Here is a 21,016-nt window from a genome sequence, read left to right on the forward strand (position 1 = left end):
TGAATAAAATTAACTTAATTAAGTAAAGTTCAATGGATGGAACTTTAGTCAAGCATAACTTTTCAACGCATCCATCGGCAAGACAAGAGTAGGCCCACCATTTAAGATTGCGCACAGGTTATCAAAGTTAATCATCAGTTTATGATATAATACGATAATTGTTTAATAATGCCGCTAATGTTCGCTACGATACAAGGCCTACCCCTATCGTTTTGTTGCAGGTTAGCGACTACTTCAGGAAAAAAAATGAGCAATCCAGACTTTACCACTTCTACTGATCCAGAAACTTTAGCAAATGAAGTTGCGTGCTTGAAAGCAACGATTACTCTGTTGCTAAAAGCAATTGGCCAAGCCGATGCAGGAAAGGTAATCCTAAATATCGAACGCTCAATTTCAGGTATTGAAGACCCCGCTCAGGCTGAAGTCTTCACCAATACACTGGCTCAAATTAAGAACGGCTATCGTCAATAGCGTTCGAGATACTACGTGTAACATCCCCATAAAATCATGCTGCTGACATATAAATTTCTTTTTTTTCATTGAAATATATTCTGTTGGCAGCTTATTTTTTGAATATTTGAGGCGTTAATGAGCCTGATACTTAAAGCATTGATCGGTGCCGGGGTTGTGGTGTTGATTGGGATATTATCAAAAACACGTAATTACTATATAGCCGGTCTCATTCCGTTGTTTCCAACGTTCGCGCTTATCGCACATTATATTGTTGGTAGCGAGCGCAATATCCAGGCATTGCGGATAACGATCATCTTCGGTTTATGGGCTATCATTCCTTACTTTATCTATCTGATATCACTTTATTTTTTTATTGAGCATTTGCGCTTACCCATAGCACTAACTGCTGCGGTTTTATGCTGGGTAGTCGCGGCTTGGGCGCTTATCTCAGCGTGGGGTCAATGGCACAGTTAATTGCTAATAGCGATTCGCATAACGCCCTCATTCAGCGCAGCAACAATAAAATAACAGCATGAATTGCCAGCATTATCACTGAAAAAGTCAGATTCAGATTACTTATTGATTTTGATCTGACCTCATCAGAAGGCTCATCACTTACCTGAATTTTCCTGATTCGGTAAATCCAGTAACCGCCGAGCACCACAAAAAGTAGAGCTAACGACACCGCGAGCAGTGGATACCCCCACACCAAATACTCACTAAGCCCTGCAATAGCAAACCAAAAAATGACAAAAACCATGATTGAACACCTAAAGTTTAGAAAACTGAAGCTTAACATACTCCATAAAAGCAATTAAGCCAGGTTAGCGAGAGCGTACTAAAAAAGCTAGAAAGATAAAAATAGCTGTATAAAGACATCATTAAGTTTAGCATCAGAGCATTTATTCGTTAATTATATTGAGTCATTAATTTATCCGTTGGTTAACAACCAAAAACACAATATCGAGATAGAGAAAACTGCCAGATTAATAATCTGAAATTAACATAACAAATAATTATCATCTCCTTTGCGTAACATTAATATAAATATTTAGATATAAAATAAAATACTCAAAAAACCAAATTAAGTAGTTTTATTACATCAAGAATTCATTTCATTTGCCGTTATACATTGCACCTAAATTTAAGAAACATAGTGGCCATGAAAAAGTTCTCCGAACTATCTATTTTGACAAAGTTACTTTCTGGATTTTCTGTCGTTATTATAATGATGCTATTGCTGGGCGCGGTAGCGCTATCACAGTTAAGCAGTAACAACTCTCGGCTAGAGGCCTACCGTGATAGTTGGCTACCCGGTGTTCGCTATGCGCTGGAAATGCGAGGGGTTTTGGCCGAACTGCGGCTACAGCAGGTACAGTACATAGCTTCATCAACAGAAAATGAACGTGAAGGTCATCGCCGAGAGATTTTACAGGCTGTAGATGATTTTCGAGCAGCACAAGATTTATTCTTGAAATTACCAGAAGGTTATAATGACTCAGCATTATTTAAAAGGATAATGTCAGATTTTGACCATTTTGCGCAGGCAAATAATATCGTTATTGATGCAGTTAATAATAATCAACTCTTTGAGGCAACTCAGGTCAGCGGAGATACCTCTAGAAAATACCGCACGCAATTAATGAAAGACTTGGCTGAATTAGTTGTACTGGAAGTACAAGGAGGGGAGCAAGCAGCAGCCGAAGGGAGACAAAGCTTCAATACTGCTAAAACCGTACTCCTTGCCCTATTAATCTTCGCCGTTCTCATTTCAACCCTGCTTGCCATTGTGATTGCTCGAAATCTATCTCGTTTATTAGGGGGTGAGCCTGCCTATGCCGTGGCTATTATGGGTCATATTGCTGCGGGAAATTTATCAACTGAAATAAAACTTCGCCCAGGAGATTCTCATAGTTTACTGGCTTCTCTGAATACGATGAATCAACAGTTAAAAAGAACAATTAATGAAATCATGCATGGTAGTGAGTCGATTTCGGTTGCATCGCACCAAATTGCTCAAGGGAATACTGATTTATCACAACGTACAGAAGAACAGGCTTCCTCGCTAATTCAAACATCAGCCAATATGCAAGAGTTGACTCAAACAGTACGGCAAAATGCTGATAATGCTCGACAGGCAAGTGAACTCGCCATTAATACCGCAGCTACGGCAACTGAAGGTGGAATGATTGTTGATGAAATGCTCCTTCGCATGCAAGAAATATCCAATAGCTCGAAGAAAATTGTGGATATCATTGCTGTCATTGAAGGTATCGCATTCCAAACAAATATATTGGCACTCAATGCAGCTGTTGAAGCCGCCAGAGCAGGTAATGAAGGAAAAGGATTTGCTGTTGTGGCCAGTGAAGTCCGAACGCTCGCTCAAAAAAGCGCTAACGCAGCAAAAGAAATTAAGCATTTAATTGTTGGTACGGTTGAAAAAATCACCGCGGGTTCAGAACGTGCAGACCATGCCAGCCATGCTATGGGACAGATCGTTGATTCAGTGGGTAAAGTTGCTCATATTGTTGGTGAAATATCGACTGCGTCACAAGAGCAGCATATTGGCATTCAAGAGATAGGTATTGCCATCGAACAAATGGACCAGGTTACTCAACAAAATGCAGCACTGGTTGAACAAGCCGCAGCTGCAGCACAATCACTGACTGAGCAAGGTGCTGAGTTGCGTCAGGTGATCCGCTTCTTTCATATTAATGAACCATCAGTAAGTTAGGAAAATAACGTTTAAGGGCTAAGTTTGAGTCATTATAAAAACTTAGCTCTTATTTCAGATGACCTTTTCTCTTATTTACATCAATCTGGTGAGTTTTATTTATCACAGTAACTCTCTCAGTACCCAGAGGCTGACACTTCCTCCATTCACAGGGAATACGGCCTCGCCGATATCATCAGTCGTTATAATTGCTTGATGATTGCCTAAATAGTCAACAAATTCTTTATTGCCCAAATTTTCACTAACCACAATAGCTTTTTCATTTTCAGCCCCATTTGAGAGAATAACTACACAACCTGGATCTTCTTGCGTACCTGCACGAACAAAAGCGATGCAGTTTTTATCATCAAAATAGTCGGTCTGTGCGCCATGGGCGAAACGTTGCCGAGCTTGAATTAATTTCTCTAGTTCAGTAATAACTGGCATGTCTATCTGATAAGTCTCTCCATCATCACCAGTGTCTTCATAATTAGCGCCAAACAAGTCAGGATAAAAGATACATGGGATTCCCTGTTCACGAATTAAAATCAATGCATAAGCTAAAGGCTTAAACCAAGGTTCAACAGGGGCCTCCAAAGATTGGAGCGGTTGAGTATCATGGTTGGCAACTAAAGTTATTGTATGAAACGGATCAACTTCAACTAATGAACCATTGAATACTTGAGTCAGGTCAAAATCTTCACCTTGTTTTGATGCTGCATGAAATTTGTGATGCAGAGCAACATCAAATAGCATTGCGGAACCGTCTATTCGCTGCAGATACTGTTGTAATTTTTCAATATCAGGTGACCAATATTCAGCAATAATCAGTAAATCATTATCTACTTTATTTTGTACATGCCCGATCCACTCCTTAAAGAACCATGCGGGGATATGTTTGACCGCATCCAGTCGAAAACCATCGATTGGCAGAGTATCAAGTATCCATTCTCCCCAGTATTTTAGCTCCCCCATTACAGCAGGGTTTCGAAAATCAATATCGGCCCCCATTAGGTAATCAAAATTACCTAGCTCATCGTCCACTTCGCTGTTCCATCCCTCAGCGCTGTAGTCATTTAAAATCTTAAAAATACCGTCATCTGTTGGCTCTTCAATATAATCAACCCCAGTAAAACATTGCTTATCCCAGATGAACGATGAATAAGTTTCTTGCCGGCCAGGAAAAGTAAAACGTGTATAAGCTTGAGCATCTATTGCTTCGTCATCAATTTCAGTTCGGTTTTCAGGATTGACTTTGCAAACGCTGACTTGCTCTTTTTCATCAGCACCCATTTTATGATTAAATACAACATCAAAAAGCACCTTAATATCCATTTCTTTTAATTGGCTAATCGCATATAGCAACCCCTCTTTATCTCCATATTTCGTTGCTCGCGTTCCCTTTTGATCAAACTCCCCCAAATCAAACAGGTCATAGGTATCATAGCCAACAGAGTATCCTCCAGAAGCACCTTTGTAAGCAGGAGGAAGCCAAACAACATTAATACCAAGATCACGAATATGTTCTGCTCGCTCTGCTACCTCCTGCCATAATTTTCCACCATCGGGATAGTACCAATGGAAAAACTGAAAAATTGTAATGTTTTTCATAAGCTTGATAACTCCAATTTATCGCACACTTCATAGTATGGCCCAATTTATTAAAGTTAGGCTGGTAATAAGGGTAATCGACTGTGTATTTTTATTAATATGCGTTAACTTATAACTTGTCAGTCAGTATTAACTAGGAGTTTTCTTGATGAATATAGTGGATATCCCATTCGGTATCACTGATTGGTCTTCAGTTGATAGAACTGAACATAAAGGGGATCAAGGGATGGCATATTGGCGGACAAAGCACTTTGGTAGTGTTCGTGTTCGCATGGTTGAATACAGTGAGGGATACATAGCCGACCATTGGTGTTCCAAAGGGCATATCTTATTGTGCCTAGAAGGTGAGTTAAGCACTGAATTAGATGATGGCAGAATTTTCATATTAAAAGCTGGGATGAGTTATCAAGTTGCTGATCATGCGGAGGCACACCGTTCGTCAACCATTGCTGGAGCTAAACTCTTTATTGTTGATTGATTCTAAGTCGCTCAAAAGTATTTATATCAGCTAGCAGTCGATCCTAAACGGCTAGCCGATAAGATACTTTGTTATCGTCCTTCGGGTAACGAGTCAATCGGATTATCAGGATATAAAACTCGGATACGCCGCCTGACGATTTCAACCTGAAATGCTGCCATTACCGCAATCATAATCAGGATCTCACCAAACCCACCCTGCTCAGTTGGCTGGTTATAAAGATATTGTAGCGTGCCAATAACCCATTTAGACCCAACGAGCAGCAGGAATAGAGTGATTGTCAGAGGTGTTCCTTTACAAAAAATACGTCCATCAGATTCACGCCAAATCTCAATAAGGCGGCCTTGTAAAACACCGATGACGATACTAAATAAAATACCGCTACCTAAAACGACCCAGGAAGTCATTGTAGTTGGCATATATGTACCACCAACTACCAGACCGACCATCCCGTAAACCCAGGCCCATTTAAATCGAACGGGGCCTAACGATACCTCGTGACTGACCGACTGACGGTATAATGCAAAAAGTGTTAGCACCAGAATAATCAGTATTTGTACGGGAGTCATCGCTATCTCCTTCAAGAGAAGCATATAGTCAGGGATAAAGTTCATCATTAGGCATATAACTCGATACGCGAGTAATATACGCGGACTTTATCCGTCTTTGGGAATGCCGAACGAATAACTATCTGCCAGAGCAGTTAACAATAATCTGTCAACTCGGACTGTACAAAGTTTAGTCTATTCCTCGATGAAGAGTACAATTGAGGTCATATTAATTCTATCTTTTCCCCACATTAAATAGTTTTAACGATCAGCTTGCTATTAAGTGGTGACGAAGGAAATAACCCCCAGATATCTCGCTTGATTATTCAATAACATCTCATTAATGATAAACTGGCGCTGCTTTTTATTGAGCAATAAGAAGCATCTTTATAAGGAAAAGATAAATGACTCAGAATATTTATGATGATCAGGATTTTTTTGCAGGATATGCCAAACTTAGCCGTTCAATTGATGGATTAGCCGGAGCACCGGAATGGCCCGCAATTCGTCAAGTTTTGCCGCCTTTGTTCGGCCGCAAAGTACTCGATCTTGGTTGTGGATATGGGTGGTTTTGTCGTTATGCCCACTCACAAGGTGCGACTGATATTTTAGGATTAGATATTTCAGAGAGAATGTTAAACCGTGCTATGGAAATGACCAAAGATAAAAACATTACTTATCTTCAGGAGGATTTAGAGAATATACATCTACCCTGCCAGATGTATCATTTAGTGTATAGTTCACTAACATTGCACTATATAAAATCACTCCCGGCCCTATTTGCTTCCATTTATAACACCTTGCTACCCGGTGGCAGTTTTATGTTTACTGCAGAACACCCTATCTATACCGCGCCTAAGCAACCTGGTTGGCTAATTGCAGATAATGGCCATAAGTCATGGCCGATAAACAACTATCAGGCTGAAGGCAAGCGAATAACGAATTGGTTAGCTGAAGGGGTGATCAAACAACATCGCACGTTAGGAACTTACATTAACCTTTTGGTTAAACAAGGATTTATGATTGCTCATTTAAATGAATGGGGACCAACAGCGCAGCAAATTGCAGATTGTCCTGCATTAGATGAGGAAAAAGAACGACCAATGATATTTTTACTTTGTGCCAAAAAACCTGAATAAAACCAGTTCTTCGTTAACGACTTATTTTGAAATATACATCTATCGCTGGGGAGGTTAACTCCCCGGATGTCTTATCCCTGACGTGCTCCCAAACAGTGCTAACTCACCAATTAAGTGCATCCATTTATTAGAAGAAATAATAATTATATGTAATTCAATCGGTTAAAATTGGCGTAAATATTGCTTAACTCGATGCAATAACATCAATGGGGGCCAATATGAAAACAATGTCTGGATACTACTTACAATACACTGCATTCCTGTTACTCACTGCAGGTGTTATTCATTTTGTTTTTCAGTAAACACTGAAAGAGCCACACTACCGCGTGGCTCTCTTTTCAATTCGTATTATCTTCCACAAATATCATCATACTAAGATTGATGTTTTCTATCACTTATAAGGAATATCGACAAAGTATGTCTACCAGTGGCAGCAACTGGAATAACCACTCATAATATTATGTATCAGCCTAATGGCTGAGTTTAGTGTTGGGAGTACAACATCATGAAACGAAGAATACCAGAGACTGCTTGGTGCCTCATGACAATCATCGCCTACCTTGCTCTTGTGAGTGTCTATACAATAGAAAATGCCGCTATGCGTGGTTTTTTCGGATGACGTGGAATAATGCAATGTCTCACGTTAGAAGTGGAATAAATTCCGCCAAGGAAGGCATTTAACTCCAATAAGAAATAAACTAGAATTAAAATACTCTATTTATAATCATAATAAATCAGGATTGGAAATAATTAAAATTTGTATCAAACTCATATTTAAAGTAAGAATATAGTCATATGAATTAATTCAATTAAGCACTCTTATTCACGCTCACAAAAAATAGAGACCTATGATAAATTGAGCGAGTATAAACACATATTATTTTTTTTCGGTAAAAAAGAAGTTTGACATGGAAAATAAATGAACTGAATATTTTATAATTATGCGAGATGTATAAGCTAAAAATGAAATTCTGAATTAGCGATTTATTATAAGTGATTGATTTGTTGGTGGGTCGTGCAGGGTTCGAACCTGCGACCAATTGATTAAGAGTCAACTGCTCTACCAACTGAGCTAACGACCCAACGGCGATAATTATTCTCCTGTTGACCTTGGCTGTCAAACGTTTCGTCAGATTTTTCTCTTTATACTGCACTATATTCGCCACTACAGATTAATTATGCCTCTGGCACTTACGATTATTGTTAGTTATGTAACTTCATGTTGTAATTCCACGTGCTGTGATGAACTTAACAAATTTCAGTGTGTGAAATATAAACACTGGAAAACGAAGCGCATTGTGTAATTATTGTTGCGGAGATATTAAATAATTCGCAAATTGTACTTAAAACATACAGAAAATCTAACAGACAGACAGACAGACAGACAGACAGACAGACAGACGGACAGGTTAAGACCAAAGAGCCAACATAGAGCTCAACAATTTCACAAATACAGGAAGAGGGAATGGGAAAGATGGTAGACCAATCCAAGATAGTGGCAGAACCGTTGCCAGAACCCGAAGAGCATCTTCAACGAAGTCTCTCCAACCGCCATATTCAGTTGATTGCCATTGGCGGGGCCATAGGTACCGGGTTGTTTATGGGATCGGGCAAAACCATCAGCCTTGCTGGGCCGTCAATTATCTTCGTTTATATGATAATCGGCTTTATGTTGTTTTTCGTGATGCGGGCAATGGGTGAGTTGCTGCTCTCAAATTTGAAATATAAGTCATTCAGTGATTTTGCCGCAGATTTGTTAGGCCCTTGGGCTGGCTTTTTCACTGGCTGGACGTACTGGTTTTGTTGGGTCATCACCGGGATCGCTGATGTTGTTGCCATTACCGCGTATGCACAATTTTGGTTCCCCGACTTCTCCCAGTGGGTCGCCTCATTATTAGTGGTTTTACTGCTACTGTCTCTCAACCTAGCAACAGTAAAAATGTTCGGTGAGATGGAGTTCTGGTTTGCCATGATTAAAATTGTGGCTATCGTGGCGTTAATATTTGCCGGCCTGACCATGGTATTAATGAGTTATCAGTCTCCATCGGGGACTACTGCATCATTTACTCATTTATGGAATGATGGCGGAATGTTCCCGAAAGGTATTAGTGGCTTCTTTGCTGGCTTCCAGATTGCTGTCTTCGCCTTTGTGGGGATTGAATTAGTCGGAACCACTGCGGCTGAAACCAAAGACCCTGAAGTTGTATTACCACGCGCAATTAACTCCATTCCTATCCGCATAATCATGTTCTATGTTTTCTCATTGATTATGATTATGTCAGTGACGCCATGGAGTTCAGTGGTTGCAGATAAAAGTCCATTTGTTGAGTTATTCGTTCTGGTCGGGCTGCCCGCCGCGGCTAGTGTGATCAACTTTGTCGTTCTGACCTCCGCGGCTTCTTCCGCTAACAGCGGTGTGTTTTCCACCAGCCGTATGTTGTTCGGTTTGGCAAAAGAAGGGGATGCACCAAAACAATTTGGTAAATTATCACGTCGCTCTGTTCCCGCTTCCGGCCTGACATTCTCTTGTATTTGTCTGCTCGGTGGCGTGGTGCTGATTTATCTGATCCCGAACGTTATGACCGTCTTTACACTGGTCACTACGGTTTCCGCCATTCTATTTATGTTCGTCTGGACTATCATTCTTTGCTCTTATTTGGTGTACCGCAAAAGACGCCCAGCACTGCATAAAAAATCCATCTACAAAATGCCTGCGGGTATTGTCATGTCTTGGGTGTGTATGGCGTTCTTTGCCTTCGTGTTGGTGTTATTAACGCTGGAAAGTGATACTCGTCAGGCGCTAATGGTGACGCCACTGTGGTTTGTTATTTTGACCATCGGTTATGTCATCTTGAAAAAACGCAGAGCACGGCTGTACGACAGTAATATCACCAAATTGTAGTCATTAGTCCTTTGCCCGGCGTCAGTACTTTCTGACGCCGGCTCTAAGAATTAGCCCCCTCGCGCCAGATAATTCCATCAATCACCAATTGCTGCACACTGGCAACTGTCTGTTGAAAGAATAATTTATCACGCAGATTTTTCCCCGTAATAGCTTCAATCTGCACACTAAAATCGGCGTAATGTTGTGTTGTAGCCCATAACATAAAAATGAAATGCTGCGGGTCAACCTTGGCTATCTGCTGGTTATCCATCCAACTGCGAATAATCAATATTTTCTCGTCAAACAGGGTTTTCAAGTCCCCTACCAGCTCTTGCTTTAGCAACGGCGCCCCCTGAATCATCTCAAGGCAAAACAGGCGCGATGCTTGTGGGTGGTCGCGAGATACTGCCAATTTTAGCTCAATATAGTGGCTAATGGCCTCAATGGGCTGTTGATCTACCTGCAATGCTTTTAATGGAGCCAACCAGATAGCCAAAATATCTTTCAGCACTGCGATATAAAGGGCTTCTTTCGACGGGAAGTAATATAGCAAGTTGGTTTTCGAGATATCAGCCCGCTCGGCAACCTGATCAAGGCTGGTTCCATGAATACCATAGCGTGAAAACAAATCCAGAGCCGCGACCATGATACCCTGCCGTTTCGCTGCCCCTGCTTTGCTGCGCCGAGAAGGCTTTACCGACTCTGAACCTACTGGGGCTGATAGCTTGTTATTGGCTGATTTCACTGATAATCCCTTTATAAGCATTAATGAGACAGATAATAGCAAAGGCTTTCAACCCTACCTATAGCACGCTTTCCTCTGCCAAAAATACCTCTTTAGCGTAACGCCCTGCACCGCCACTGGGCAGTCACGCCTGTTTTTTGTGCACAAATATTTTACCAAACAGTCCATTTTTGACCATTTGCTCAACATTTTATTCACCATAAATTATCAACTCATTGATTGAGTTGACATTATAAAAACTGGCATTGCGTTTGCTTAGGTACTGACGCAGGCATACAGATAGTCCAACTCACCATGCAGAGGTACTCAAATGAAAATTGGCGTATTTATCCCTATCGGCAACAACGGTTGGTTAATCTCTAGCAATGCACCGCAATACATGCCGAGCTTTGAGTTGAATAAAGCGATCGTGCAAAAAGCCGAACATTATCAGTTTGATTTTGCCTTATCGATGATAAAGCTACGCGGATTTGGCGGTAAAACCGAGTTCTGGGATCACAATCTGGAGTCTTTCACCCTGATGGCTGGATTAGCCGCCGTCACCTCTCGAATTAAAATTTATGCCACCGCCGCGACCTTAACCTTGCCCCCAGCCATTGTTGCTCGAATGGCATCAACCATTGATTCCATTTCCAATGGCCGCTTTGGATTGAATGTGGTGACCGGGTGGCAAAAACCAGAATATGAGCAAATGGGGTTGTGGCCAGGGGACGATTATTTCAGCCGTCGCTATGACTATCTTTCTGAATATGTTGAAGTATTGCAGGATCTTTGGGGGGCTGGGCAATCTGATTTTAAAGGCGAATTCTTCCAAATGAATGACTGCCGTGTTAGCCCACAACCACAAACGCCCATCAAATTAATCTGTGCTGCACAAAGTGATGCTGGCATGGCCTTTTCGGCTAAATATGCCGATTACAACTTCTGTTTCGGTAAGGGAGTGAATACCCCCACAGCCTTTGCCCCTACCGCTGCCCGGCTACAAACTGCCGCTGAACAGGCCGGACGAGATGTCAGCAGCTACGTGCTGTTTATGATAATCGCCGATGAAACCGACGAATTAGCTCGAGCTAAGTGGGAAAGTTATAAAGCCGGAGCCGATAGCGAAGCACTGGCCTGGTTGACTGAGCAAAGTGGCAAAGATACTCAATCTGGCACGGATACCAATGTGCGCCAAATGGCTGACCCGACGTCTGCCGTGAATATCAATATGGGCACTTTAGTTGGCTCTTACGCTAATGTGGCGAAGATGATGGACGAGATTGCCACTGTTCCCGGCACTGACGGTATTCTGCTGACCTTTGATGACTTCCTGTTAGGCATTGAGAACTTCGGTCAACGTATCCAACCCTTGATGCGCAGCCGTTCTGATATCAACAACACCGCGCAAATTGCCGCCAGGGAGGTGGCATGATGAAAATCGTCAAAAACCTGCAACCCAATGAGCCAAAACACCCGGTACGCCGTAATCCGGGGATCAGCAGCGATGAAGTTATTCTGAATGCGCGCCCGGAACCTATCGCCTTCCCAGCCTCAGCCAGTGCGTTGATTGTGGTTGATATGCAAAATGCCTATGCCTCTCCGGGGGGTTACCTCGACTTAGCGGGGTTTGATGTGTCAGCCACCGCTCCGGTGATTGCCAATATCAAGCGCGCCATCACCGCAGCACGAGTGGCAGGTATTCAGGTGATTTTTTTCCAAAATGGCTGGGATCCGCAATATGTTGAAGCCGGTGGAGAAGGTTCACCCAATTGGCACAAATCCAATGCTCTAAAGACCATGCGCAAACAACCCGAACTGATGGGGAAGCTACTGGCAAAAGGAGATTGGGATTATGAACTCGTGGATGAACTGCAACCACAGGCCGGCGATATCGTCATCGCTAAACCGCGCTATAGCGGATTTTTCAATACTCAACTCGACAGTATTCTGCGAGCTAAAGGTATTCATCACTTAATTTTTACCGGTATTGCCACCAATGTTTGCGTGGAATCAACCCTGCGTGATGGTTTCTTCTTTGAATACTTTGGCGTGGTGCTGGAAGACGCCACTCATCAGGCCGGGCCTGATTTTGCCCAAAAAGCCGCCTTATACAATATCGAAACCTTCTTTGGCTGGGTCTCTGACGTCGAGACTTTTTGCTCCTGTATTGCGCCCTCGGCGCACCTTAGCCAGTCGGCATAATGAATGCGTTTGAAATTGGCCTTACGCCCCCTACAGCTTTGCATTGGAGATTGTTATGCCTAAAACCCTGATTACTCCGCCGGGCAGTGGTACGCCTCTCGCCCCTTTTTCTCCCGGCACTTTGGCTGACGGAGTGGTGTATGTCTCCGGCACGCTAGCGTTTGATAAGCAAAATAATGTCGTGCATGCAGGCGATGCCGCAGAACAAACCCGCCATGTACTGGAGACAATAAAAAGTGTGATTGAAACGGCAGGCGGCACACTAGATGACGTCACCTTTAACTCTATTTTTCTAACCGACTGGCAGCATTACGCCGCCATTAATCAAGTTTACGCCGAATACTTTCCCGGCGATAAGCCCGCCCGCTTCTGTATTCAGTGCGGTCTGGTTAAACCTGATGCACTGATTGAGATAGCCTCAGTCGCGCATCTTTCCCGATAGCCGCAGCACTCAATGCCGGAGGCGTGACAATGTATTTCGAGATAAGTGGTCAGAATTCGCCATCCGCGAAAACAGTGGTGTTATCTGCCGGCTTAGGTGGGAGCGGCAGCTTTTGGCAACCCCAACTCACTGCATTAGGTAAGCATTTCCGGGTGGTGATTTACGACCAATATGGTACTGGGCGAAGCCCCGGCGTGATCCCCTCCGGCTACACGTTAGCAGACATGGCAAGTGAATTGGCGGACCTATTACAGCGCCAGCATATTGAGCGCTACTGCTTTGTCGGCCACGCATTGGGGGGAATGATAGGTTTGCAACTGGCACTGACTCACCCACAGTGCCTAGACAGGCTGGTAGCGGTCAATAGTTGGCCGGTGCTCGATAGTCAGACACGCCGGTGCTTCCACGTTCGTCAGGATTTATTGCTCAACAGCGGCGTCGCCGCTTATGTACGCGCCCAGCCGCTATTTCTCTACCCGGCAGATTGGCTCTCACGGAATACCTTGCGGCTTGAACAGGAAGAAGCCCATCAAATCACCCACTTCCAAGGAATGGAAAATTTATTACGCCGGCTGAATGCCTTGATGAATGGCGATTTCCGCCCAGTATTGGCACAAATTAACACCCCGACGCTGTTGCTGTGCGCCACCGATGATCTGCTCGTGCCTTACTCCTGCTCCCAGGCGTTGGCCGAACTTTTGCCCTATGGCGAGTGGGCACAAATGAGTTATGGCGGTCATGCCATGAGTGTGACCAATAGCGAACAGTTTAATGACATTTTACTCAATTATTTGCTGATGGATACTGGCGATTCGGCCACAAATTTTCGATAAATCAATCTAGTACATTTCTCTCAGAAACATTTAATGGAGCTGATATGGCACAAGTATTAACCCCAGATGCGCTGGCAACCTTATTTACCGACGCCCGGACGCACCATGGTTGGCAGGATAAACCTGTCGATGACGCACTCCTTAAACAAGCATACCAATTGGCACGCATGGGGCCGACCTCTGCCAACTGTTGCCCCGCGCGTTTTGTGTTTATTCGCTCCCCGCACGCCAAAGAGCGTCTCATACCCGCTTTATCCAGTGGAAATAGAGACAAGACATTCCAAGCCCCGGTTACCGCCATCATTGCCTATGACCCGGTTTTTTATGATGCCTTACCCAAGCTGTTTCCACATGGCGATGCCCGCTCGTGGTTTACCTCCAGCCCTGAGTTGGCGACAGAAACTGCATTTCGTAACAGCAGCTTGCAAGCGGCATATTTCATTATTGCCTGCCGGGCGCTGGGGCTTGATACCGGCCCGATGTCCGGTTTTAACAACGAGTTAATCGATACAACATTTTTGGCTGAAAAAGGCTGGAAATCCAATTTGTTAGTGAATATCGGCTATGGCGATAGCAATAAGCTGTATGCACGTTCGCCGCGTTTAGATTTTGACGAAGCCTGTCAGGTACTTTGATTTATCTGCTTATTTTTTAATGAACTGACTTTTAATCATGAGGTGGATTATGCAAACACAACTTTTACCCACATCGTCAGCATTACGCAGTGTCGCGGTGGATAAACAAGATTTTCGCGATGCGATGGCGCGGCTCGGTTCTGCGGTCAACATTATTACTACTGACGGCCCAGCAGGTCGTGCTGGATTTACCGCATCAGCAGTATGCAGTGTTACCGACGCCCCCCCTACCTTATTGGTCTGTCTGAATCGCTCCGCCTCGGTCTACTCCGTGTTTCAGCAAAACCAGACTTTATGTGTCAATACGTTATGTGCCGAACATGAGTCGCTATCCAATTTGTTTGGTGGCAAAACCCCAATGGAAATGCGTTTTGCCGCCGCCCGCTGGTCCACCCTTGTGACCGGATCACCTGTACTCAGTGGCGCGGTAGCCTCTTTTGACTGCCACATTACGCAAGTGATGTCGGTTGGAACCCACGACATTCTGTTTTGTCAGGCCGCAGCGGTTATTCATAACGATGATCAACATGGGTTGGCCTATTTTGACCGCCGCTATCATCCATTACTGCGCCAGAGCAGTTGATTTAGACAGTCATCAATGGATTTCCCTTAGGTAACTTATTGATATTTAACAATGACTCACGGAGTACATTATGGCGAATAGCTGGTTTCCAATATGGCGTAAACGTAGCGGCAATTTGGACGGAGCCATTATTGCTCCTGATGAGCGACTCCCGTTAGGATCAACATTGATAATGGGGCTGCAACATGCTGTGGCGATGTTTGGCGCAACAGTGCTGATGCCCTTATTGATGGGGTTTGATGCCAATTTGGCTATTTTGATGTCCGGTATCGGCACGTTGCTATTTTTCCTGATTGTCGGTGGCCGTGTTCCCAGCTACCTCGGCTCCAGTGCTGCCTTTGTTGGATTGGTTATTGCCATTACCGGCTATACCGGTAGCGGCCCTAATCCCAATATTGCCTTGGCATTAGGCGGAATTATTGCCTGTGGGGCGATTTATACACTGATTGGTTTTATTGTGATGAGTGTCGGTACTCGCTGGATTGAGCGCTTGATGCCGCCGGTGGTCACGGGTGCGGTGGTGATGGCCATTGGTTTAAATCTGGCACCCATCGCGGTTAATAGTGTCTCCGGCTCGTCATTTAACAGTTGGATGGCGGTCGTGACTATCTTATGTATTGGCGTGGTTGCCGTATTTACCCGAGGAATGATTCAACGTCTGCTGATTTTGGTTGGCCTGATTCTGTCCTATGCTATCTATCTGATTGTCAGTAATGGTTTCGGTTGGGGTACGCCGGTTGATTTCGGTCCCATCAGTCAAGCGGCTTGGTTGGGATGGCCACAATTCACGGCCCCGGTATTTGATGCCCATGCCATGTTACTCATAGCCCCCGTCGCAGTCATTTTAGTGGCAGAAAATTTAGGGCACATTAAAGCCGTTGCCGGAATGACGGGGCAAAATTTGGACCCTTATATGGGGCGTGCTTTTGTCGGTGACGGGCTAGCAACCATGTTATCCGGCTCTGTTGGCGGCACCGGCGTCACCACTTATGCCGAGAATATTGGTGTGATGGCCGTGACTAAAATCTATTCCACACTCGTCTTTGTGGCTGCGGCACTGGTGGCGATTTTATTGGGCTTTTCACCTAAGTTTGGCGCATTGATTCACACCATTCCTGGTCCAGTATTGGGCGGCGCATCTATTGTGGTCTTTGGGCTGATCGCCGTCGCCGGAGCGCGTATCTGGGTACAAAACAAAGTCGACCTCAGTGATAACGGTAACTTGATTATGGTTGCGGTGACGCTGGTATTAGGCGCAGGGAACTTCGCGCTCACTCTGGGCAGCTTTACCCTCGGAGGCATCGGCACAGCGACGTTCGGTGCAATATTGCTGAATGCGCTGCTGCAACGCCGTAAAGCACTACCGCAACTAGGCCGTGACGGTAAGCCATTGCCACAAGACAGCTAGTGATGGTTATCCCTTATTCTCTGCTCAGGATTGGCGGAGAGTAAGGTTATTTCGTCACAGTAAGCTAAGGGGCGGTAATTGCTTCACGTAATCGGCTCGGGGTTAAACCAAAATGCTGCTGAAAGCGTGAGGTAAAGCGGGACGGCGAAATGTACCCGTGTTGTGCGGCAATCTCCCCGATTGAGAGTGATGTGGTTTGTAACGCATTGAGCGCACATCCCATACGCACGTCTTCCAGAATGACGCGAAACTGCCGTTCCTCCTGCATCAACTTGCGCCGCAAGGTAGAATTGCCCATATGCAGTGATTGGGCGACATCACTCACACTCCAGTCACGGGCGGGATCGAGCAAGAAAATTTGTTGCACCTGTTCAGCCAATTTATCGCGACGATCGATAAGTAGAGGGCCTGCATGTCCGCCCAGACTCAGCGCCAATAAAACCCCCATGGCCGAGTGCTGCGACAGCACATCCGGCACCTGATTTTTGAGATTGAGTAACAAACTCTCCCAAGCTCTGCGGGTATTTACATCTAAAGGCACACATAAAGAAGCTGATGTTACCGGTGCCGCAGACTGCGCACCGTACCACTGACGAAACTGGCGTATTAGCGTCGGCGACAGATAAACCATATCAGAGCAGTAATGACCATGTTCTGGCGTATTAGCAATGCTGACTTCGGCTCCGGCAGGGAACAAAATAAGTGTTGATTGCCCTGCATTAGCGGCTTGCTCCCCCCATTGCACCAATTTACTGCCTTGGCGAACATGGCATAGCGCAGGTGAAAACACCGTTACCCGATGCAAGGTGTGCGCGCGACGGGCAACAATTTCAGCACTGGAAATAGCTATCTGGCTATGGTTTATCTGCGACATATCTCTGCTCTTGGGTTAACAGTTAACGGCCATAGGTGGCAACCAGTTCGGCTTTCGCAATAACATTGCTGTTGAGCATAAAGCCCACCAACGCACCACTGGCTTCACTATCCAACGGTAATTTATCCGTTTTCAATGCCCAAACCGTAAACTGATAACGATGAGGTTTATCTCCTGCCGGTGGGCAGGCCCCCCCAAATCCAGCATAACCAAAATCATTGCGGCCCTGAATTGCCCCCTGAGGTAAAGTGCTATTGTTTGCTGGCGCAGCCTCTGTACGCTGTCCTGCATTGGTGGGCAATTCATGGACATTGGCAGGAATGTTCACCACTGTCCAATGCCACCAGCCGCTGCCTGTTGGCGCATCAGGATCATAAGCCGTGATGGCAAAGCTCTTTGTTTCCGCTGGCGCTCCCTGCCACGAAAGCTGTGGAGATTGATTTTCACCAGTGCAGCCAAATCCGTTAAACACTTGTTGGTTTTGCAAAGGCTTACTTTGTGACATATCGCTGCTTTTTACGCTAAAAGTCTGCGCCTGAGCCGATAATGAAACCGCCATGATAGCCAAAGACAGTGCTATTTTTTTCATGTTCATTCTCCTGTAAGGTCAGTGGCTAGCTTACGCAAACAGGCGTGCCAACATTGTGCCATAACGCTCTGGTATTATGCCCTAAAGCTCAATACAGAGCGTTACTCACATCATTCTGTCCGCTGATTTACTCGATATGTAGCTGATTACCTTGCCAGGACATTTGTGTCACTGCTGATGTTGCAACACCGCCGGTGGTTTCTCCCCCCACTAAAATCAACTTATCACCAGCTTGAATAGAAACACCGTACCCCAATGGTTGAGGCAATTTACCTGCCATCTGCCATTGATTATTCACTCGTGCATAAATGGGTTGTTGCCACTGTTTTTTTAGCCCTTTATGCGCATATAACTGCCCTGCATTAAATTGTTTCCAAGCACCGGGAAAATTAGCGCCTCCCGCCACCAGAATCACATTCTGGCTGCTACCAGAAAATGCCCCAGCCAATCCTTCTTGGGCGACACCTTTTTCAGCACTCACTAAGTCAGGCTGTTGTTGCCACGCCAGTTCGGCCCCTTGCTTTTTCCCCTGCCATACAGCCGCGGTCCGCAGGCCAGGCTTAATCTCACCATTTATTAATATCAAATTGTCATTCATAACAGTGATTGCCGATCCCGCCGTACCTAGAAACGGCACCTGACCACCGCTTTTCCATTGATTTTTAACCGGATCGTAAATCAGTACATCGCGGTTATAGAAATAGTCGGCGGGAGCTTGCTCAAAATACGCATCAATAACCGCGTTTTTCTGTGTCTCATGACTTCCCGCGGCGGCAAGGTCAGCGAAATAACCGTCAAAAATAGCCTTATTTACCCCGCCCAATAATAGCGCTTGAGAGCCATCTAAGGTGGTCGCTACCGTCCCGACCAAACCACGAGGCGCACGTGTTGCCAATCGCTGCCATTGATTGGTTTGCGGATCAAACTGATAAGCATCATTGAGTGCACGCACCTGAGTGTCACTGGCGCTATTTTTACCCACACCACCAAAGACATACAATTTCCCATCCAGTGCAACGGTAACGGCCTGTTCGCGCGGTTGACCGGGGAAATCCGCTATCTTTTGCCAACCGCCGCTGGTTTTATTTGTATCAAGGCGATACCACGACTGACCTGCGCTACCCAGGCCAATATATAAATTGTTATCTATTCGCGCACCAGTACCATACTTAAAGGGAACAGGCACATCTGGATAGCGCTCTGCATTGGCATAAGGCACTGAGAACGAAACCATGAGCGCCAAGGCGCTAAACAAAACTGTTTTTGTATTTAAGGGTTTCTTATATTGATGGGGTATTTGAGTCATTGACGGTGTTCCTCATTGATCAATAAGTTGAGTGGTTTGTGTTTGGCGATAATCAGGAAAACAAAACTCCATATTTATATTTAAAATGGAGTTTTACTATCATTAAAATTATTACTCGCCCCCAGCGCTGTCAATGTAAATGGCCAGTAACTGTGATAAATACCCCAATAGCTTGAAGATAATTTAGGCTGAGATAGTTAGATAATTAACCACCAGATAGGCTGTCTGCTTCATGTCATATTGCTGTCTGGTTGCTGTCGTGGTGCTGTGACATGCTTGCACATAGGGTTGTTGGGATACCTTCCCCCTGGAGAGCTTAATATGAATCTTTACCGTATTCGTGAATTACGCCAAGCCCGAGCTTGGTCACAAGAGCAATTAGCGGAACTTTGTGGCCTCAGTGTGCGCACTATCCAACGGATAGAGAATGGTGAACAAGCCAGTCTTGAGACTTTGGGTGCCATTGCGGCGGTTTTTGATTTAAAAGCAAGCGAACTCTACTCACCCGAGGCGAGCCAGCCACAAGATGTGCCGGTAGATGCTGTTGATCAGAGAGTGCTGGATGCACGGGATGCTGTTGAAAATGAAATGGCTTTCCTACGCCAATTATTGCGAGCCGTCATCCTCTGCGCCGTCCTGTTTGCGATTAACTGGTTTACCTCCCCCAGCTATATATGGGCGTGGTGGGTGGTGCTTGGGCTAAGCATCCCATTGGGTTTGCGGGCAATAAATACGTTCGTCTTGGGTAACTGGTTGGAACGCTGGCAGCAAAAACGCCTGCAAAAAAAGTTACGTCATTTGTCGTAAGATCTGAAAAGTCAGGAGGACCAAATTATCCTCCCACTTCGTGCACCTTCTGTGCGGTCAATCTTGCAGCTTGGTTGTATTGGCGTATTGTTAATAAGTATCATAATCAGCGACTATGAATACATCATCAGCATCATTCAATATCAGTATTATTTAATAACCTTGATGGGAGCGAAGCGAGATGGCGAAAATTTTAGTGCTTTATTATTCCATGTATGGACATATCGAGACACTTGCTGGCGCAATAGCTGAAGGTGCCAAAAAGGTCAGCGGTGTCGAAGTGACTATCAAGCGCGTGCCGGAAACCATGCCTGCCGACGCTTTCGCCAAAGCTGGCGGTAAAACTGACCAAAAAGCGCCCGTGGCTACGCCACAAGAACTGGCCGATTACGACGGCATCATTTTCGGTACACCAACCCGCTTTGGTAATATGGCTGGGCAGATGCGGACATTCCTCGATCAAACCGGTGGCTTGTGGGCATCTGGTGCGCTGTACGGCAAAGTCGCTAGCGTATTCTCTTCTACTGGCACCGGCGGCGGGCAAGAGCACACTATCACTTCCACTTGGACCACTCTGGCACATCACGGTTTTATCATTGTGCCAATCGGTTATGGCGCGAAAGAATTATTTGACGTTTCGCAGACCCGTGGTGGTACTCCCTATGGCGCAACCACGATTGCCGGTGGCGATGGTTCCCGCCAGCCAAGTGCTGAAGAACTGGCTATCGCTCGTTTCCAAGGTGAACATGTAGCAAAAATCACTGCAAAATTAAAAAGTTAAGTT

At 45.0% G+C, this 21,016-nt stretch carries 22 protein-coding genes and 1 tRNA gene; 15 read left to right on the plus strand and 8 right to left on the minus strand.

From position 1 onward, the window contains the following. Positions 1 to 246 precede the first annotated feature (246 nt). Both ACIOG0_RS13080 and ACIOG0_RS13085 read left to right on the plus strand, forming a co-directional pair. On the plus strand, positions 247 to 471 hold the full coding sequence (locus ACIOG0_RS13080) for a DUF2594 family protein (protein WP_050098297.1): 225 nt from the start codon (positions 247 to 249) through the stop codon (positions 469 to 471). Positions 472 to 588: 117 nt separating this feature from the next. Continuing rightward, positions 589 to 927, plus strand: a complete 339-nt coding sequence (locus tag ACIOG0_RS13085) for a GlpM family protein (RefSeq protein ID WP_050098298.1) — start codon at positions 589 to 591, stop codon at positions 925 to 927. A 31-nt stretch (positions 928 to 958) separates the two neighbouring features. On the opposite strand, the gene ACIOG0_RS13090 is transcribed toward ACIOG0_RS13085, so the two are convergent. Continuing rightward, positions 959 to 1,213 carry a hypothetical protein gene (locus ACIOG0_RS13090; RefSeq protein WP_050098299.1) on the minus strand — a complete coding sequence of 85 codons (255 nt, stop codon included), beginning with the start codon at positions 1,211 to 1,213 and terminating at the stop codon, positions 959 to 961. A gap of 402 nt (positions 1,214 to 1,615) precedes the next feature. Between ACIOG0_RS13090 and ACIOG0_RS13095 the strand changes: the two genes are divergently transcribed. After that, entirely contained in the window at positions 1,616 to 3,187 is a 1,572-nt protein-coding gene (locus tag ACIOG0_RS13095; RefSeq protein ID WP_050140823.1) for a methyl-accepting chemotaxis protein, read from the plus strand. Positions 3,188 to 3,289: 102 nt separating this feature from the next. On the opposite strand, the gene amyA is transcribed toward ACIOG0_RS13095, so the two are convergent. Then, positions 3,290 to 4,777, minus strand: a complete 1,488-nt coding sequence (amyA, locus tag ACIOG0_RS13100; protein WP_050296307.1) for an alpha-amylase — start codon at positions 4,775 to 4,777, stop codon at positions 3,290 to 3,292. Between the two features lie 148 nt (positions 4,778 to 4,925). Here amyA and ACIOG0_RS13105 point away from each other — a divergent pair, with 148 nt between their 5' ends. Next, the gene (locus tag ACIOG0_RS13105; RefSeq protein WP_050098302.1) at positions 4,926 to 5,255 is read left to right on the plus strand and encodes a DHCW motif cupin fold protein; all 330 of its coding nucleotides are present in this window, start codon (positions 4,926 to 4,928) and stop codon (positions 5,253 to 5,255) included. A 71-nt stretch (positions 5,256 to 5,326) separates the two neighbouring features. On the opposite strand, the gene ACIOG0_RS13110 is transcribed toward ACIOG0_RS13105, so the two are convergent. Next, positions 5,327 to 5,824 (minus strand): hypothetical protein, encoded by a 498-nt coding sequence (locus tag ACIOG0_RS13110; protein ID WP_050098303.1) that lies wholly within the window; start codon positions 5,822 to 5,824, stop codon positions 5,327 to 5,329. A gap of 383 nt (positions 5,825 to 6,207) precedes the next feature. Here ACIOG0_RS13110 and ACIOG0_RS13115 point away from each other — a divergent pair, with 383 nt between their 5' ends. Next, positions 6,208 to 6,942: a bifunctional 2-polyprenyl-6-hydroxyphenol methylase/3-demethylubiquinol 3-O-methyltransferase UbiG gene (locus ACIOG0_RS13115; RefSeq protein ID WP_050140822.1), complete on the plus strand. Its 735-nt coding sequence runs from the start codon at positions 6,208 to 6,210 to the stop codon at positions 6,940 to 6,942. A 1,006-nt stretch (positions 6,943 to 7,948) separates the two neighbouring features. Here the strand turns inward: ACIOG0_RS13115 and ACIOG0_RS13120 are convergent. Next, a tRNA-Lys gene (locus ACIOG0_RS13120) sits at positions 7,949 to 8,024 on the minus strand. Between the two features lie 392 nt (positions 8,025 to 8,416). Between ACIOG0_RS13120 and cycA the strand changes: the two genes are divergently transcribed. Next, entirely contained in the window at positions 8,417 to 9,844 is a 1,428-nt protein-coding gene (gene cycA / locus ACIOG0_RS13125) for a D-serine/D-alanine/glycine transporter (protein ID WP_176393746.1), read from the plus strand. A gap of 43 nt (positions 9,845 to 9,887) precedes the next feature. Here the strand turns inward: cycA and rutR are convergent, their stop codons facing one another. Then, a complete protein-coding gene (gene rutR, locus ACIOG0_RS13130; protein ID WP_404705049.1) occupies positions 9,888 to 10,472 on the minus strand; it encodes an HTH-type transcriptional regulator RutR in 585 nt (194 codons plus the stop codon). Between the two features lie 409 nt (positions 10,473 to 10,881). Between rutR and rutA the strand changes: the two genes are divergently transcribed. From rutA to rutG, 7 genes are all read left to right on the plus strand, one after another. Beyond that, complete coding sequence (rutA, locus tag ACIOG0_RS13135) at positions 10,882 to 11,985, plus strand: pyrimidine utilization protein A (protein ID WP_128451018.1); 1,104 nt, start codon at positions 10,882 to 10,884, stop codon at positions 11,983 to 11,985. Further along, a complete protein-coding gene (rutB, locus tag ACIOG0_RS13140) occupies positions 11,982 to 12,755 on the plus strand; it encodes a pyrimidine utilization protein B (RefSeq protein ID WP_174846847.1) in 774 nt (257 codons plus the stop codon). The genes rutA and rutB overlap by 4 nt, the downstream gene beginning before the upstream one ends. Positions 12,756 to 12,810: 55 nt before the next feature. Next, on the plus strand, positions 12,811 to 13,197 hold the full coding sequence (rutC, locus tag ACIOG0_RS13145; RefSeq protein WP_050296407.1) for a pyrimidine utilization protein C: 387 nt from the start codon (positions 12,811 to 12,813) through the stop codon (positions 13,195 to 13,197). A gap of 29 nt (positions 13,198 to 13,226) precedes the next feature. Then, positions 13,227 to 14,030, plus strand: coding sequence for a pyrimidine utilization protein D (rutD, locus tag ACIOG0_RS13150; protein ID WP_050296408.1), 804 nt, complete (start codon positions 13,227 to 13,229; stop codon positions 14,028 to 14,030). A gap of 44 nt (positions 14,031 to 14,074) precedes the next feature. Further along, positions 14,075 to 14,665, plus strand: a complete 591-nt coding sequence (locus ACIOG0_RS13155; RefSeq protein ID WP_128451020.1) for a malonic semialdehyde reductase — start codon at positions 14,075 to 14,077, stop codon at positions 14,663 to 14,665. A 49-nt stretch (positions 14,666 to 14,714) separates the two neighbouring features. Then, entirely contained in the window at positions 14,715 to 15,248 is a 534-nt protein-coding gene (rutF, locus tag ACIOG0_RS13160) for an NADH-dependent FMN reductase RutF (RefSeq protein ID WP_050098311.1), read from the plus strand. A 70-nt stretch (positions 15,249 to 15,318) separates the two neighbouring features. Then, positions 15,319 to 16,656, plus strand: a complete 1,338-nt coding sequence (gene rutG / locus ACIOG0_RS13165) for a pyrimidine utilization transport protein G (RefSeq protein WP_050296409.1) — start codon at positions 15,319 to 15,321, stop codon at positions 16,654 to 16,656. Between the two features lie 64 nt (positions 16,657 to 16,720). On the opposite strand, the gene ACIOG0_RS13170 is transcribed toward rutG, so the two are convergent. The 3 genes from ACIOG0_RS13170 to ACIOG0_RS13180 all read right to left on the minus strand — a co-directional run bounded on the left by ACIOG0_RS13170 (position 16,721) and on the right by ACIOG0_RS13180 (position 19,425). Next, complete coding sequence (locus tag ACIOG0_RS13170; RefSeq protein WP_128451021.1) at positions 16,721 to 17,530, minus strand: AraC family transcriptional regulator; 810 nt, start codon at positions 17,528 to 17,530, stop codon at positions 16,721 to 16,723. A 22-nt stretch (positions 17,531 to 17,552) separates the two neighbouring features. Beyond that, entirely contained in the window at positions 17,553 to 18,119 is a 567-nt protein-coding gene (locus ACIOG0_RS13175; protein WP_050098314.1) for a kinase inhibitor, read from the minus strand. Between the two features lie 127 nt (positions 18,120 to 18,246). Continuing rightward, positions 18,247 to 19,425, minus strand: coding sequence for an N-acetylneuraminate epimerase (locus tag ACIOG0_RS13180; RefSeq protein WP_128451022.1), 1,179 nt, complete (start codon positions 19,423 to 19,425; stop codon positions 18,247 to 18,249). Positions 19,426 to 19,746: 321 nt separating this feature from the next. Between ACIOG0_RS13180 and ACIOG0_RS13185 the strand changes: the two genes are divergently transcribed. Next, complete coding sequence (locus ACIOG0_RS13185) at positions 19,747 to 20,232, plus strand: helix-turn-helix domain-containing protein (RefSeq protein WP_050098316.1); 486 nt, start codon at positions 19,747 to 19,749, stop codon at positions 20,230 to 20,232. A gap of 181 nt (positions 20,233 to 20,413) precedes the next feature. Then, entirely contained in the window at positions 20,414 to 21,013 is a 600-nt protein-coding gene (wrbA, locus tag ACIOG0_RS13190; RefSeq protein ID WP_050098317.1) for an NAD(P)H:quinone oxidoreductase, read from the plus strand. Positions 21,014 to 21,016 lie beyond the last annotated feature (3 nt).

Origin of the sequence: Yersinia vastinensis (genome assembly GCF_044905075.1) — a bacterium.
GTDB lineage: Bacteria > Pseudomonadota > Gammaproteobacteria > Enterobacterales > Enterobacteriaceae > Yersinia > Yersinia vastinensis.

Coding starts and splice junctions, on each gene's coding strand:
- ACIOG0_RS13175 (WP_050098314.1), bottom strand. CDS start 18,119: ATGAAAAAAATAGCACTGTCTTTGGCTATCATGGCGGTTTCATTATCG.
- ACIOG0_RS13095 (WP_050140823.1), top strand. CDS start 1,616: ATGAAAAAGTTCTCCGAACTATCTATTTTGACAAAGTTACTTTCTGGA.
- amyA (WP_050296307.1), bottom strand. CDS start 4,777: ATGAAAAACATTACAATTTTTCAGTTTTTCCATTGGTACTATCCCGAT.
- rutB (WP_174846847.1), top strand. CDS start 11,982: ATGATGAAAATCGTCAAAAACCTGCAACCCAATGAGCCAAAACACCCG.
- ACIOG0_RS13180 (WP_128451022.1), bottom strand. CDS start 19,425: ATGACTCAAATACCCCATCAATATAAGAAACCCTTAAATACAAAAACA.
- rutF (WP_050098311.1), top strand. CDS start 14,715: ATGCAAACACAACTTTTACCCACATCGTCAGCATTACGCAGTGTCGCG.
- ACIOG0_RS13090 (WP_050098299.1), bottom strand. CDS start 1,213: ATGGTTTTTGTCATTTTTTGGTTTGCTATTGCAGGGCTTAGTGAGTAT.
- ACIOG0_RS13155 (WP_128451020.1), top strand. CDS start 14,075: ATGGCACAAGTATTAACCCCAGATGCGCTGGCAACCTTATTTACCGAC.
- rutR (WP_404705049.1), bottom strand. CDS start 10,472: ATGGTCGCGGCTCTGGATTTGTTTTCACGCTATGGTATTCATGGAACC.
- ACIOG0_RS13110 (WP_050098303.1), bottom strand. CDS start 5,824: ATGACTCCCGTACAAATACTGATTATTCTGGTGCTAACACTTTTTGCA.
- rutA (WP_128451018.1), top strand. CDS start 10,882: ATGAAAATTGGCGTATTTATCCCTATCGGCAACAACGGTTGGTTAATC.
- ACIOG0_RS13105 (WP_050098302.1), top strand. CDS start 4,926: ATGAATATAGTGGATATCCCATTCGGTATCACTGATTGGTCTTCAGTT.
- cycA (WP_176393746.1), top strand. CDS start 8,417: ATGGTAGACCAATCCAAGATAGTGGCAGAACCGTTGCCAGAACCCGAA.
- rutD (WP_050296408.1), top strand. CDS start 13,227: ATGTATTTCGAGATAAGTGGTCAGAATTCGCCATCCGCGAAAACAGTG.
- wrbA (WP_050098317.1), top strand. CDS start 20,414: ATGGCGAAAATTTTAGTGCTTTATTATTCCATGTATGGACATATCGAG.
- ACIOG0_RS13115 (WP_050140822.1), top strand. CDS start 6,208: ATGACTCAGAATATTTATGATGATCAGGATTTTTTTGCAGGATATGCC.
- ACIOG0_RS13085 (WP_050098298.1), top strand. CDS start 589: ATGAGCCTGATACTTAAAGCATTGATCGGTGCCGGGGTTGTGGTGTTG.
- ACIOG0_RS13170 (WP_128451021.1), bottom strand. CDS start 17,530: ATGTCGCAGATAAACCATAGCCAGATAGCTATTTCCAGTGCTGAAATT.
- rutG (WP_050296409.1), top strand. CDS start 15,319: ATGGCGAATAGCTGGTTTCCAATATGGCGTAAACGTAGCGGCAATTTG.
- ACIOG0_RS13080 (WP_050098297.1), top strand. CDS start 247: ATGAGCAATCCAGACTTTACCACTTCTACTGATCCAGAAACTTTAGCA.
- ACIOG0_RS13185 (WP_050098316.1), top strand. CDS start 19,747: ATGAATCTTTACCGTATTCGTGAATTACGCCAAGCCCGAGCTTGGTCA.
- rutC (WP_050296407.1), top strand. CDS start 12,811: ATGCCTAAAACCCTGATTACTCCGCCGGGCAGTGGTACGCCTCTCGCC.